Here is a 14396-nt window from a genome sequence, read left to right as displayed (position 1 = left end):
CAGCGCAACGGTGCTTGTTTACACCAGGAGATGATAGGGTAATGCCACAAAATATTCAGCTGCACAGAGTGCTTAAAACCCCCGCGCTCGTCGCTTTCGGGCTTGCCTACATGGTGCCTTTAGGCGTTTTTACCACCTACGGACAGGTGACTGTATTAAGTCAGGGGCACCTGCCTATTGCCTATCTGGTGACTGTTGCCACCATTTTGTTTACCGCCCTCAGTTATTGTCGGATGACCAGCGCCATGCCGCTAGCAGGTTCCGCCTATTCTTATGTGCAACGCAGTTTTGGCGGCAAAACCGGTTTTCTGGTGGGTTGGGCACAAATTTTGGATTATCTGTTCCTGCCAATCCTTAATTACTTGGTTTTAGGCATTTTCTTGCATGAGGCGTTTCCGGCGATCCCCGCTCCGGTCTTTATTATTGCGTCCATCGTCAGTGTCAGTCTGTTAAATATTCTTGGCGTGCGCCTGCTCACTTCGGTAAATTTCACACTGATCGCCGCACAAATGGTATTTATTGTCTTATTTATTGCGCTCTCATTCAGCCAGGCAGATTTAAGCCCTGAGGCATTAATGAAGCCTTTATTGGTGAATGCTGGCGACTTCTCTGGTTTGCTCTCTGGAGCCGCCGTGTTATGTCTGGCCTTTCTTGGCTTTGATGCCATCGCCACCATGGCAGAAGAGGCTCATGATGCTAAACGCACCCTGCCGCGCGCCATTCTGTTTACCGTGATCAGTGCCGGGGGCATCTTTATTGCCGTCTCCTATGCCGCACATTTGGCCTATCCCGATTGGCAGTCATTAATTCCCCACCAAGATACCGCCAGCCTGATTATCTCTGAACATGTCGGTGGCAAGTGGATGTATAACTTCTTTATGGCCACTTATTTGACCGGTGTTTATGCCTCGGCAATGACCGCGCAAACCAGCGTGTCACGTATCTTCTATGCCATGGGGCGTGAGGGTGTATTGCCACGCAAAGTATTTTTCCATCTACACCGTAAATTCCACACGCCATGGCGGGCAATTTTGTTCGTGGCAACTATCTCGTTACTGGCCCTGTTCCTTGACTTGAACTTAGTGGTGTCGATGATCAGTTTTGGAGCGCTTGGCGCATTTACCTTTGTTAATTTGAGTGTGATTAAGCACTTTATTTTCAATGAGAAACGTCGCGGTTCCGCCGCTATGTTCAAATATGGGCTATTGCCGATGATGGGGTTTGTGATGTCGGTATGGCTGTGGGTTCATCTTGAACAGCGCGCGCTGGAGGTGGGCTTACTGTGGTTATTGGCGGGCTTTATCTATCTACTTTGGTTGACCCGTGGTTGGCGAAAATCCCCACCATCGGTTAATCCAGATGATATTTCACATCTGATGTAATAAATAAAATTGCAGTAAAAAATGGCCACTCAGAGTGGCCATTTTTATATGATTCAATGAGCTAAGTGCAGTCGGCCAAATATCCTATAAATTTCTTGCGCGGCCTACCGCCTCTCCCAACTGCCAAACTGCCATGGCGTAGTGGGTGCTGTGGTTATAACGGGTAATCGTGTAGAAGTTTGGCAAACCATACCAATATTGATAACCGGTGCCGACATCAAGGCGCAATAGGCTCGCTTCTTGATATTCACCCAGTGAGCTGGTGGGGCTTAGTCCGGCGGCAGACAATGTTGATACTGGATACTTGGTTTTAAAGCCATTGTCGAGATTAGGCGCTTGCCCATTGGCAGGTATCGCTACCGCCGCCCCTTTGGTCCAGCCGTGAGATTTAAAGTAATTGGCCACACTGCCAATGGCATCCACCGGATCCCACAAATTAATATGCCCGTTACCATCAAAATCAACAGCGTAACTCTTGAAAGATGAAGGCATAAATTGACCATAGCCCATCGCACCGGCATAGGAGCCGCGCAGGCTGAGCGGGTCTTTACCCTCAGCACGCGCCATCAACAGAAAGGTTTCCAACTCTCCCGTAAAATATGCGGCGCGGCGCGGGTAAGCAAAGGAAAGCGTTGCCAAAGCATCAATGATGCGGGTCTTGCCCATCACCCTGCCCCAGCGGGTTTCAACTCCAATGATCCCAACGATAATTTCTGGCGGAACCCCGTATTTCTCATAGGCACGTTGCAACGCATCTTGGTGTTGATTCCAGAAGTTTACACCATTTTGCACGTTATCCGGAGTAATGAATTGATTGCGATAGCGGTTCCAGGCCCCATTAGGACCAGAAGGACGGCCAGAGCTAGGGGCTTGCTTATCCATCAGACGGATAACCCAGTCCAGCTTTTGAGTTTGAGCCAATACATCATGCAGTTGCTGAGGTTCAAAACCATGTTCACGCACCATTTTATCAACAAAACGGGCGGTATCCGCATTATAGGCAAAATCACCGTTTTCCAAATGCCCCACATGTTGCGGTTCAAGTAAAAAACCGCTTTGTATCAGACCATCTGACGGCGTAGCAGCAACAGGTGGCGTCGGCTTGCTGCTACAGGCAGAGAGCAAAGTGAGTAAGGGAAGAATGACAGCCAAGTAACGCATCGAATATCCATAAACCATGCAAAAAGTGATAGCTATGTTAAGGCATTGTCTGATTAGCACAAACAGGTAAATGCAGCACTGCCATAGGTTATTTATTAGAAACTGGGCCCAGCATAAATCAATTGTTCAGCAAGGGGACATTAACAACCTTGAACGGTAAGGGATTAGGGTGCTGTAGCTGAAACATTTAGTAGCAAATAACGCGAATGATTTTCACTATCATTACTTATTTCTTTCTATAGAATCGAGCTGTTTCGCCACTGTTTGGCTCCTTCGTTTTCCTCTCTGGCCCGCTAAAGGATCTTTTTATGAAGTTACGTTTTTCTGCTCTCGGCCCTGTAGCACTATTAGCTTCCTCAATGATATTAGCGTTTTCCGCCAATGCCGCATCCAGTGATGAAGGCATTGTGATTTATAACGCTCAACATGAAAATCTGGTGAAATCTTGGGTTGACGGTTTTACCAAAGATACCGGCATTAAGGTGACTCTGCGTAATGGTGGAGACAGCGAATTAGGTAATCAACTAGTTCAGGAAGGCAGTGCTTCCCCCGCCGACGTTTTCCTGACGGAGAACTCCCCGGCAATGGTTCTGGTGGATAATGCCAAATTATTCGCCCCGCTGGATACCGCAACACAGGCCCAAGTGGCTAAAGAATATCGCCCAGAACATGGTCGTTGGACCGGCATTGCTGCTCGCAGCACGGTGTTTGTCTATAACCCGGAAAAAATCAGTGCCGCTGAGCTGCCTAAATCTATTATGGACCTGGCAAAACCTGAGTGGAAAGGCCGTTGGGCTGCGTCACCATCAGGCGCCGACTTCCAAGCTATTGTCAGCGCCATGCTGGAGCTGAAAGGCGAAAAAGCCACGCTAGACTGGTTAAAAGCGATGAAAACCAACTTTACTGCTTATAAGGGCAATAGTACCGTGATGAAAGCAGTGAATGCTGGCCAAATTGATGGCGGCGTTATCTATCACTATTACCGCTTTGTTGATCAGGCCAAAACCGGTGAGAACAGCGGTAAAACCCAGCTACATTACTTCAAACATCAAGATCCGGGGGCATTTGTCAGTATTTCTGGCGGTGGTGTCTTAGCCTCCAGTAAACATCCGAAAGAAGCGCAGGAATTCGTAAAATGGATCACCAGCAAATCAGGCCAGGATATCTTACGCACCAATAATGCGTTTGAATATGCCGTCGGCGTCGATGCAGCATCTAACCCCCAATTGGTGCCGCTGAAAGATCTGCAAGCACCTAAAGTAGAACCGTCTAAACTGAACAGCAAGAAAGTGGTTGAGTTGATGACCGAAGCCGGTCTGCTGTAATCCCCGCAACCTGCAAATAAAGTCTATTTCTAGCCCGTCTGCTTGTTACCTGACGGGCGTTTAACCCTCGAGTGCCTTTACTATTATGGCCAATATAAATATCGACGTTATCCCTGTGCCACAGAGTAAAGCTGCACAACGCCAGTCTAATCGCCGCCCAAACTCTGGGATTGTGGCTATTGCCGTGATGCTTTCGTTACTCTCCCTGCTGCCACTGGGGTTTGTCATTGGCATCGCCATTGACACTGGTTGGCCGACGGTCAAGGCTCTCGTTTTTCGCCCCCGAGTGGGTGAATTATTGCTCAACACAGTGTTATTAGTGGTTTTCACTTTACCGCTGTGCGCCATTATTGGTGTATCACTGGCTTGGCTGACAGAACGTACCACCCTGCCCGGCAGACGGATATGGTCCCTACTGGCCATCGCGCCACTGGCCGTTCCTGCTTTTGTACAAAGCTATGCATGGATTAGTCTTGTACCCTCAATGCATGGGCTGGGCGCTGGCGTATTTATCTCTGTTATCGCCTATTTTCCTTTTATCTATCTGCCTACGTCAGCGGTATTACGTCGCCTTGACCCCGGCCTTGAAGATGCCGCCGCCTCATTGGGCAGCACGCCCACTGTGGTGTTTTTTCGGGTGGTATTACCGCAACTAAAATTGGCTGTTTGGGGTGGGTCAATATTGATCGCACTGCATTTATTAGCGGAATATGGGCTATACGCCATGATCCGTTTCGATACCTTTACCACCGCCATTTTTGACCAGTTCCAATCCACATTTAATGGGCCGGCTGCCAATATGTTGGCCGGAGTTCTGGCATTATGTTGCCTAGGATTATTATTAATTGAAGCAACCAGCCGCGGCTATAACCGCTATGCTCGCGTCGGGTCAGGCAGTGCAAGGGGGCAAACGGCTTATTCAATGCGCCCCGCCCTCACCTTAGTGTGTTTACTGTTACCGCTAGCCATGGTCGCCCTTTCGCTGGGGGTGCCATTTATCACGCTGACGCGCTGGCTCTATCTCGGGGGGATAGAGGTGTGGTTGAATCCTGAGCTGTTCCCTGCCTTGAGGCAAACGCTGGCACTGGCGTTGAGCGGCGCGGTAATTATCACGCTATGTGCTGTGCCGATGGCCTGGTTATCCGTGCGCTATCCGGGACGTTTACACCGAGTCATGGAAGGTTGTAACTATGTCACCAGTTCACTTCCCGGTATTGTGGTCGCGCTGGCATTAGTGACCATCACCATCCGGATTGCCAGGCCACTGTATCAAACCGAATTTACGCTTTTGTTGGCTTATTTATTGATGTTCACACCACGCGCCTTAATCAGTTTACGGGCAGGTATTGCACAAGCCCCCGTTGAGTTGGAAAACGTGGCCCGCAGCTTAGGTAAAACCCCCACTCAGGCTATTTGGAGCACCACCATGCGTCTGGCGGCTCCGGGCGCTGGCGCAGGAATTGCTTTAGTCTTTCTGGCTATCTCCAACGAGCTGACCGCAACCTTGTTACTGGCCCCCAATGGTACCCGAACACTGGCGACCGGCTTCTGGGCATTGACCAGCGAAATAGACTATGTCGCTGCATCACCTTATGCACTGCTCATGGTGGTACTTTCCCTACCGCTGACCTGGCTTCTATATTCTCAATCTCAACGTACAGCAGGATTATGAGCACACTTGAACTGCAACAAATAAGTAAGTCTTACCAATCGGTTACCGTATTGAACGGAATTGATTTACAGGTAACGGCAGGTAGCCGAACCGCGATTGTTGGGCCATCGGGTTCGGGTAAAACGACCTTGCTGCGGATTATTGCCGGCTTCGAAACACCGGATAGCGGCAAAGTGATCCTGCAAGGGAATCCGCTTTTTGATAGCTCAACCCAGGTGCCGGCACATAAAAGAGGGATTGGTTTTGTCCCTCAAGATGGCGCGCTATTCCCACATTTTACTGTCGCGGGTAACATTGCTTATGGATTAAAAGGTACCCGGCAGGATAAAACTCGACGGGTGGATGAATTAATGGAGATGGTGGCACTGGACCGCCGCTTATCCTCACTTTGGCCCCATGAGATATCCGGTGGCCAACAACAACGAGTCGCACTCGCCAGGGCACTGGCACAGCGGCCGGTGCTGATGTTGCTGGATGAGCCATTTTCAGCACTGGATACCGCCTTGCGCGCATCAACCCGCAAAGCAGTAGCAGAGCTACTAGCTCAAGCTAATATTGCCTCTATTTTGGTCACACATGACCAAACCGAAGCGCTGTCGTTTGCCGATCAGGTGGCTGTGATGCGTGGAGGTAGACTGGCCCATGTCGGCCCACCACAAGAACTGTACCTGCGCCCCGTTGATGAACCAACAGCGACATTTTTGGGTGAAACGCTGATTCTTTCCGCCCATATTGATGCCGGTTGGGCTGATTGTGCATTGGGCCGAGTCAAGGTTGACGATGCAAAACGTAGTGGGCAGACCCGTGTCATGCTGCGGCCGGAGCAAATCACTATCACCCCGTTATCCGCCGATCATCACTATGCTACCCACTGTCTGGCCAAGATAGTGAGTATTGATTTTGCAGGCTTTATTTCGACTATCGGCTTGTCTATTGACGGACGAGATGAAGTTGTAGAAATCAAAACGGTCAGCCGGGAAGGTCTCCGTGTTGGCTTAATGGTGGATTTAACCACCGTGGGCCAGGCGCATATTTTTGCTGATTGAGTGACGTAATGCACATTTTTGCCATGGCATTGCCAGAAGCACATTCTCGGCTCTGTTTGTCCTTACAGATTGCATTATGCTGCTGAAATTGCCACTAACAGAGCACACCACATGGATGAAATACATGTCATTATCGTGACCGTCGGGTTATTCGTGCTGACCTTTATCAATCCCGGCGCCAATTTGCTGGTGGTGGTGCAAACCAGTCTCAGCTCGGGTAAAAATGCCGGTTTAGTGACTGGGCTCGGTGTGGCATTAGGTGATGCAATTTATTCGGGATTAGGGTTATTTGGTATGGCGGCCCTGATTGCTGAAGGCGGGATGCTGTTCTCAGCCATTAAAATCGGGGGTGGCTTATACCTGCTTTGGTATGCCTACAATATGGTGCGGCATCGTCAGGAACTCCATATGGGCATCGAGGCAGTCGCCACCGCCACCATAACCCCTTGGTATGTTTTCTTCCGCCGAGGCCTGCTGACTGACTTATCAAACCCACAAACTGTATTGTTTTTTATCAGTATTTTCTCGGTCACTCTTACCCCGACAACCCCCGCATGGGTCAAAGTGTTTGCCTGGCTGGGTATTGTGCTCGCCTCGATTCTTTGGCGGTCATTACTCAGCATGGCCTTCTCCCGCCCTGCGGTGCGTCGCGCTTATGGTAAGGTTCAGCACCTGCTCAGTGGCATTATTGGTATCGCAGTTGGGGCCTTTGGGTTGCGCCTAATCTATGAAGGCATAACCCGCCGTTGAAATAGCCATCCAGCCTAGAGCATGAGGGCCTTATTTGAGGCCTTTTTGCTCACGGCATAATTGCCGATACTCCAATACCGTTAGAACGATAACCACGAGATCCAACAGCGTTATCAAGATCAAGAGCACGGAGTGAGTAAAAGTATAACGATAAAGTTGATAGACAATAAACAAGCTAAAAATCACCATTGCCGCAGGATAATAACCAAGTTTCTTACGCCATAATCCTATAATGACCCATAGTTTCACCACGCCGTGAATGAGCAAATAAAATGCGGCGAAATGCATGCCGCTAATAGAAAGACTTTGGGCCGCATGCAGCAAATAACTAGCCACGACATCGCCACGACCCGCAATAAAATCAACCAGTGTAATACGATGTAATACATTAAGTAAAAATTGTGGCGTGACAAAATAAGTTAAAATGCCGGCAATAATTTCCATGGTTGCCAATATGGCTTTCAGTAGCAGACTGACTTCAAAAACAGCATGGATATTTTTCTCACCGAAAAGATTATGACGATCAAAGCGGTTTTTCATATTCAACATCGCGCGAGTTTCCTGCGGGTAAATACGCTGAAGAGTATCGATATACAATAGAGTAGCAGCTTACGTGGTGCCGGTTAAAGCACCACGTTTTCATTTATTCACCATAAATCGGTAGTAATTTAGAATGTAATTACCGTTTTTAATCCAGTGACCCAAGCATCCTGCGTGTGATTTACCCCTGCTGGAGAATGCCAATATTGCAAATCAGGTTGTAATTCCAGCCATGAAGTCACTCGGAAACGGTAATAAAGCTCCGCAGTTACAGAATGCCCTGGTACCGGTGAATAACTCGGATTGGCATAATCGGAAACATTATTGACTTGATTCATATAGCGCTGATTATCTTTATAATAATCACTGAGTTTAACCATAGATACACCTAAACCCAGCCAGTCCTGAGGTCGGCTGTCAAATAATCCACGGTAGCGAATACCGGTCGCCGCAGCATAATGCATATAATTCGTCCGTTGGTCGGCCAGCGACATACTGTAAAACACACTTAAACCACGGCTGGCATCATCTTGATGCTTAGTGACCTGCTGATTGAACCCACCGTAAAAGAACCAGGTATTATTGTGGTAACGATAGCCATTGGGATCGGTGGCACCGGCGGCACCAGACACCCCAGTATAAAGATCTCGTTGCTGCGCATTGGTATATAAAACCCCCAAATTATAAATACCGGGCAAATCTGCAAAAGCATTAGTTTTTAATTCCAGCTCCAGCGGCAGTAATATGCCCTTGCTGCCTTTAGTTGACCAACTCCAAGCCCGACCGCGGCTAGGAGCATCTGGATTTTGCTCCATAACCCCAGTTTTTAAGGTTAAACCATCAGTAAGCTTATATTGCAGGGTAGTGCCCCAATAATGGACATTCCAGTTAAACCAAGTCAGTGAGTTTGCTGATTTACCACCACACAATCCTAACGTCTGAAAATCGCAGGGAATAATTTGGTCAAAATCCTGCACTTTATTCATCAAACCAATGCGCCAATGCAATTTTTGATCAGCAAAACTACGCGCAAAGGTTAGCCACCCCAAACGTGTTATAGACTGGCCACCAAAACTTTCCTGTGATAAATCGGTTATATTCACGCGTGGGTCTTGTAACCGGTCCCGTGTCAGGTTGTTATCATGATTTCGATTAACAATATTCCCTTCAATAACCGCATCTGGAATACCAGTATATAGTTCGAGGTCTTGTTGGAATGTTAATGAGAACTGGTCGATATAAGAAGCTTGTTTATCATGATTATAACCACCGCCTGCGTTATATGATAATTGGCTTAAATAACCGAGTGAATAATTAAAGCCATGCTCCGATAGAATAGGCCGAATACCCAGCATATCCCCCAACAGCCCTTCTTGCTGTGGTTCAAACCCCAATGCTATTCCCTGCCATTTTGGTGTCGACTGCTCAATATATTCACCACTACCGGTTAAACCATCACTTAATGCCGATGATGAAAATAAAATTGTCGAGGTCAGTAAATAAAATGCAGCAGAATTCATCTGACGAGTCAGATATAAAATTGGTTTCATTATTTTCCCTTTTTAGAATAATTAGCGCATCTGATTTAAAATAGATGCGCTAAACAACGTTAAATATCGCTGAATTAACGTTTCAACTTCCCACCATTACTCTGAATCACATCGCGATACCAATAGAAACTCTTTTTACGGCGACGTTCCAATGTGCCATTACCGTTATCATCACGATCAACATAAATAAAACCATAGCGCTTGGATAATTCCGCTTTGGAAGCACTAACCAAGTCAATCGGCCCCCAGCTGGTATAGCCCATAACCTCAACACCATCTGCAATCGCTTCGCTGACCTGAACCAGATGGTCATTGAGATATTCGATGCGGTAATCATCCTCAATATTGCCACTGGCATCCGGCTTATCTTTTGCGCCCAGCCCATTTTCAACGATAAACAGCGGTTTTTGATATCGATCCCACAATTCATTTAGCAGAATACGCAACCCTTCAGGGTCTATCTGCCATCCCCATTCAGAACTGGCAAGATGCGGGTTTTGTACCATACTGAGAATATTGCCTCTGGCCTTACGGTTTAAGTCTTCATCCGCAGTCACACAGCCACTCATGTAATAGCTGAAGGAAATAAAATCGACTGTTTCTTTTAATGCCGCTTTATCTTCTGCTGTAATTTCAATGCTGATATCGTGCTGTTTAAAATAGCGAGTCATATAAGATGGGTAGTAACCACGAACCTGTACATCACCAAAAAATAACCATTCACGATTTTGCTGCAGTGTTTCCAGAACATCGGCAGGTTTACAGGTCAATGGATACATCAACCCACCCAACAGCATATTACCAATACGACCATCAGGAATGATTTGATGTAAGGTAGCAACCGCTTTAGCACTCGCAACTAGCTGGTGATGAATGGCCTGATACACCTCGCTTTTACTGCTTTCCTGCTCTAATCCTACCCCAGTGAAAGGCGCATGCAGCGACATATTAATCTCATTAAATGTCAGCCACAATTTAACCTTATGCTGATAACGCTGGAATACCGTGCGGGCATAATGTTCAAAGAAACCAATCGTTTTACGGTTGCCCCAGCCACCATAATTTTTTACCAATCCATAAGGCATTTCATAATGAGATAATGTCACCAGCGGCGTAATGTTATATTTCGCCATCTCATCGAATAATCGGTCATAAAATGCCAGACCGGCTTCATTCGGCTGTTGTTCATCACCCTGTGGGAAAATACGCGTCCAGGCAATAGAAATGCGTAGGCATTTAAAACCCATCTCGGCAAATAGCGCAATGTCTTGCGGATAACGGTGATAAAAGTCGATGGCCACATCTTTGACATAACTGTCACCGCTCACCCGCGGAATAATGTCACCAAAAATACCGTATGGCTGTAAATCAGAAGTAGACAGCCCTTTTCCATCAGTAAGATAAGCCCCTTCTACCTGATTAGCCGCGATGGCTCCGCCCCAAAGGAAATTGTCTGGAAATGCATGTTTCATTGGTTCTCTCCTGAATCAGTATTAACGAATCACGGTTAATAACGGTGCTTGCTCAGTAATAAATGCCCCTTTAGCGCACAGGACATCCTGATAATCTTCGCTATTGCTAATAATAATTGGCGTGGTTAGGTCATAACCGGCAGCGGTAATAGCTGCGCAATCAAACTCCAACAGTAAATCCCCGGCACTAACAAGGTCACCGGCCTTAACATGGGCGGTAAAATATTGACCTTCAAGCTTGACGGTATCGATACCTACATGAATGAGAATTTCAGCACCCGCTTCAGATTCAATCCCTATCGCATGGTGGGTTTTAAATAATGACGCCACCACCCCATTGACCGGAGAAACCACTCGTCCACTTTGTGGAATAATTGCCATCCCCGCCCCCAATAAACCGCTGGCAAAGGTGGTATCACTCACATCGGTTAATGCCAATAATTTACCGCTGATAGGGCTGAGGATAACTTCACCAAGACCACTGTAATCTTCTACTATTGCTGAAGTTTGAGATAAACTGTCCGTTTCTATTGTGGCTGTCGGTGCTGGCAGGCCAAAAAAATAGGTACTGATGGCAGCAAATATCAATGCAGTTAGGGTGCCAATAATCGCTCCCCATACCGTGGCATCAATACCGCTAGCTGGGATTATCTGGGCAAAAGAAAAAATGCTGACCAGACCAAATGAATAAATATGAGCCTGACTATATCCGACAACAACTCCCCCTATCGCCCCGCCAATACAGCCGAAGACAAAAGGTTTTTTCGACGGTAACGTCACACCATAAACCGCAGGTTCAGTAATTCCGAATATCCCGGCAGTGAATGCTGAACCGGCCAATGCTTTCATTTTTGTATCCCGAGTACGTAAGAAAACCCCAAGAGTCGCCCCTACCTGTCCCATCACCGCAGGCAATAACAGCGGAGCCATGGTGTCATAACCCAAGACACTCAGATTATTAATCATCAAGGGGACCAAGCCCCAATGCAGACCAAAAATAACGCAAATCTGCCAAATTCCAGCTAATACCCCACCAGCAACCGGAGGTGCGGCGGAATAGATCATTTGAAAACCAGTGGCTAATAAATGACTCAGCCAAGTCGCCAATGGGCCAATCAGTAAGAAAGTGGCTGGAACGGTTATTGCCAGACACAGCAATGGGGTGAAAAAGTTTTTAATACTGCTGTGTAAGACCCGGTTAAAGCCTTTCTCCAGTTGGCAACTGACCCAAGCAGCTAATATGATCGGAATAACGGATGAAGTGTAATTGATGAAAGTGACCGGAATACCGAGGAAATAAACCACCTCGGCCCCCGGTTGCCCGGCAAGATTAAAGGCAGCAAGCATCAACGGGTGTACTAATGCGCCACCAATTGCCATGGTAATAAAGGGGTTACCGCCAAATTTTTTACCCGCCGTATAACCCAAGACCAGTGGGAAGAAATAGAACAGCGCATCACTGGCAGCAAATAAAATTAGATAACTGCCGCTGGTGGGTTGTAGCCAGCCACAAACCAGACTCAGCGCCAAAAAGCCTTTAAGAATACCGGAGGCAGCCATTACCCCCAGTAATGGCGTAAAAATACCTGAGATAATATCAATGCAATGACTGAGTAACCCCTCTTTTTGATTACTCTTTGATGGTCCATTCTCTTCTAAGTCAGATAAGCCAGCTTGTTGGAGCACCGCTTTATATACTTCACTGACATGGTTCCCAATAACCACCTGAAACTGTCCACCACTCTCCACCACCATAATAACGCCCGGATTTTTTTTCAGCGCTTGTGCATCTGCCTGCGACGAGTCCTTGAGTTTGAAGCGCAAGCGGGTAGCACAATGCACTACGCTGTTAATATTGCTCTTGCCTCCTACTCCGGCGAGTATTTCGCTGGCAACCGTTGTGTATTGCATAATATTTTCCTTCGATGGCGCTATTATTTATTTGGATACCTAAGTTCGGGTAAATCAGTTCGAACCAATAAGTTCGGGCAAAAAAAAACCTGAAGACACTCAGTACCGCGATGAGGCGATATATATAAGTGCATTCAGGTTTTGCCTGCCGTTGGCAGTAACAATCCTTTTCCCCTCTTATATGCCATTATGGCGAGGGAAACTTTTTAGGTTTAGCTCGTTAGTCTGGCAAGTTAAAACATTCCCGACGAACCCGCTCTATGTGAATAGTCAAAAACATCAGTTCTTCTTTGCTCAACTCTTGCCGATACTGCAATTTCATATGCTGTTGAATTTTACCGGCACAGCGATAAGCTGCGGCATAATTTTCTTTAACGGCATCGTGCAAAGAATCATCATCACTAGTGACCCCATTGCGCCCAAGCATACGCTGGGAAAAAAACTTCAAATGTGTCACAAAACGGTGATAACTCAACCCGTCTTCGTCATATTCCAACTTAAATTGGTACTTCACTAGATGCAGAATTTCCTGCATAACTTTCGTCACTTGCATCACTTCAGGCATTTCGCCATTCAATTGCGCATTCACCAAATGCAGTGCAATAAATCCAGCTTCATCGTCTCGCAGCTGTACGCCAAGCCGTTGTTCAATGATTTGCAAAGCTTCACGGCCCAACGCAAACTCTTTGGGATACAACCGGCGAATCTCCCACTGCAATCCATTGGTGATATCCAAACCTTGCTTATGCCGCTCAATTGCATAGAAGCAGTGATCAGTGAGCGAAATGTAGAGATTATCTTGCAACTTCCCCAATTTGGCTGTTGCCAGTGTAATGATACAGTCGCAAGTAATCATTACTTCTAATGGAATACAGCTCAACAGCTCACTCAATCGCGAAACCATTTCGTTATCTTTCAAAGCAAACACTTTTTCTATCAATGTGTTATCCAGCGACTCTCCGGGATGTTTTTGAAAACCCAGACCACGGCCCATAATCACTTGCTCCTGACCATGCTGATCAAGGACAATAACCACATTATTATTAAGTACTTTAGCGATTTGCATGTGTTAGCCCTGAAAACAAAAAAACCCGATTCAGTAGCATTCATCTAGCTACTGAATCAGGTTTTGCCCGCCATTGACGGTAACAATCCAACTACGAGTAAATTAGCATGTTAATACCTTACCGCAAGCGGGCAGAGATAAAAATCGTGATAGAGATCTCCTCTTACCCCATTTTAACTATTATTAATCTAGTGCTAATTCAACTAGCCGCTCATTTTATAGCAACAAAAATAGTCGTTAGATAGATATGAAGTTTCCTAAGACTTTTCTCAAAACAATTAAGAAAAATTAAATTAAATCAATTTCGCTATATATACAATAATATATCCCTTTCATTTGAGAGTGATTCTTTATTAACAATATCAGCGCAATAAACATATTAAATTTATGTATAGAGAATAGTTAATACCTCGCAGTAAATCATTAATAACCTTCGTTATGCTCACATAAATTAGCGCTATATTTTCGTTATGCAGTCTTAATTGATTTACATCATATGCAAGTAACAAATTATTTCCTAA

Annotated in this window: 11 protein-coding genes; 5 read left to right on the top strand and 6 right to left on the bottom strand. The window is 46.4% G+C overall.

Features of this window, described 5'->3' with window-relative positions:
- The first annotated feature begins 41 nt into the window (after positions 1 to 41).
- Positions 42 to 1382 (top strand): APC family permease, encoded by a 1341-nt coding sequence (locus tag DJ58_RS16765; RefSeq protein ID WP_032911641.1) that lies wholly within the window; start codon positions 42 to 44, stop codon positions 1380 to 1382.
- 84 nt (positions 1383 to 1466) lie between these two features.
- Here the strand turns inward: DJ58_RS16765 and mltB are convergent, their stop codons facing one another.
- On the bottom strand, positions 1467 to 2543 hold the full coding sequence (mltB, locus tag DJ58_RS16770) for a lytic murein transglycosylase B (RefSeq protein WP_004711320.1): 1077 nt from the start codon (positions 2541 to 2543) through the stop codon (positions 1467 to 1469).
- 308 nt (positions 2544 to 2851) lie between these two features.
- Between mltB and DJ58_RS16775 the strand changes: the two genes are divergently transcribed.
- From DJ58_RS16775 to DJ58_RS16790, 4 genes are all read left to right on the top strand, one after another.
- A complete protein-coding gene (locus DJ58_RS16775) occupies positions 2852 to 3868 on the top strand; it encodes an iron ABC transporter substrate-binding protein (RefSeq protein ID WP_004711321.1) in 1017 nt (338 codons plus the stop codon).
- Between the two features lie 85 nt (positions 3869 to 3953).
- Complete coding sequence (locus tag DJ58_RS16780; protein ID WP_004711324.1) at positions 3954 to 5540, top strand: ABC transporter permease; 1587 nt, start codon at positions 3954 to 3956, stop codon at positions 5538 to 5540.
- Positions 5537 to 6586 (top strand): ABC transporter ATP-binding protein, encoded by a 1050-nt coding sequence (locus DJ58_RS16785; RefSeq protein ID WP_032911642.1) that lies wholly within the window; start codon positions 5537 to 5539, stop codon positions 6584 to 6586. The genes DJ58_RS16780 and DJ58_RS16785 overlap by 4 nt, the downstream gene beginning before the upstream one ends.
- A gap of 111 nt (positions 6587 to 6697) precedes the next feature.
- On the top strand, positions 6698 to 7336 hold the full coding sequence (locus tag DJ58_RS16790) for a LysE family transporter (protein WP_004711328.1): 639 nt from the start codon (positions 6698 to 6700) through the stop codon (positions 7334 to 7336).
- 30 nt (positions 7337 to 7366) lie between these two features.
- Here the strand turns inward: DJ58_RS16790 and DJ58_RS16795 are convergent, their stop codons facing one another.
- The 5 genes from DJ58_RS16795 to licT all read right to left on the bottom strand — a co-directional run bounded on the left by DJ58_RS16795 (position 7367) and on the right by licT (position 13875).
- Positions 7367 to 7885: a DUF2127 domain-containing protein gene (locus DJ58_RS16795; RefSeq protein WP_032911643.1), complete on the bottom strand. Its 519-nt coding sequence runs from the start codon at positions 7883 to 7885 to the stop codon at positions 7367 to 7369.
- Positions 7886 to 8004: 119 nt separating this feature from the next.
- The gene (locus DJ58_RS16800; protein ID WP_004711332.1) at positions 8005 to 9426 is read right to left on the bottom strand and encodes a carbohydrate porin; all 1422 of its coding nucleotides are present in this window, start codon (positions 9424 to 9426) and stop codon (positions 8005 to 8007) included.
- A gap of 74 nt (positions 9427 to 9500) precedes the next feature.
- Entirely contained in the window at positions 9501 to 10898 is a 1398-nt protein-coding gene (locus tag DJ58_RS16805) for a glycoside hydrolase family 1 protein (protein WP_004711333.1), read from the bottom strand.
- A 21-nt stretch (positions 10899 to 10919) separates the two neighbouring features.
- Complete coding sequence (gene bglF, locus DJ58_RS16810) at positions 10920 to 12809, bottom strand: PTS beta-glucoside transporter subunit IIABC (protein WP_004711334.1); 1890 nt, start codon at positions 12807 to 12809, stop codon at positions 10920 to 10922.
- A gap of 220 nt (positions 12810 to 13029) precedes the next feature.
- Positions 13030 to 13875 carry a BglG family transcription antiterminator LicT gene (gene licT, locus DJ58_RS16815; RefSeq protein WP_004711335.1) on the bottom strand — a complete coding sequence of 282 codons (846 nt, stop codon included), beginning with the start codon at positions 13873 to 13875 and terminating at the stop codon, positions 13030 to 13032.
- Positions 13876 to 14396: the final 521 nt, after the last annotated feature.

The organism is Yersinia frederiksenii ATCC 33641 (assembly GCF_000754805.1).
Taxonomy (GTDB): Bacteria; Pseudomonadota; Gammaproteobacteria; order Enterobacterales; family Enterobacteriaceae; genus Yersinia; species Yersinia frederiksenii.
Note: the sequence above shows the minus strand (reverse complement) of the source record. Positions and strands in the feature narration are given on the sequence as shown.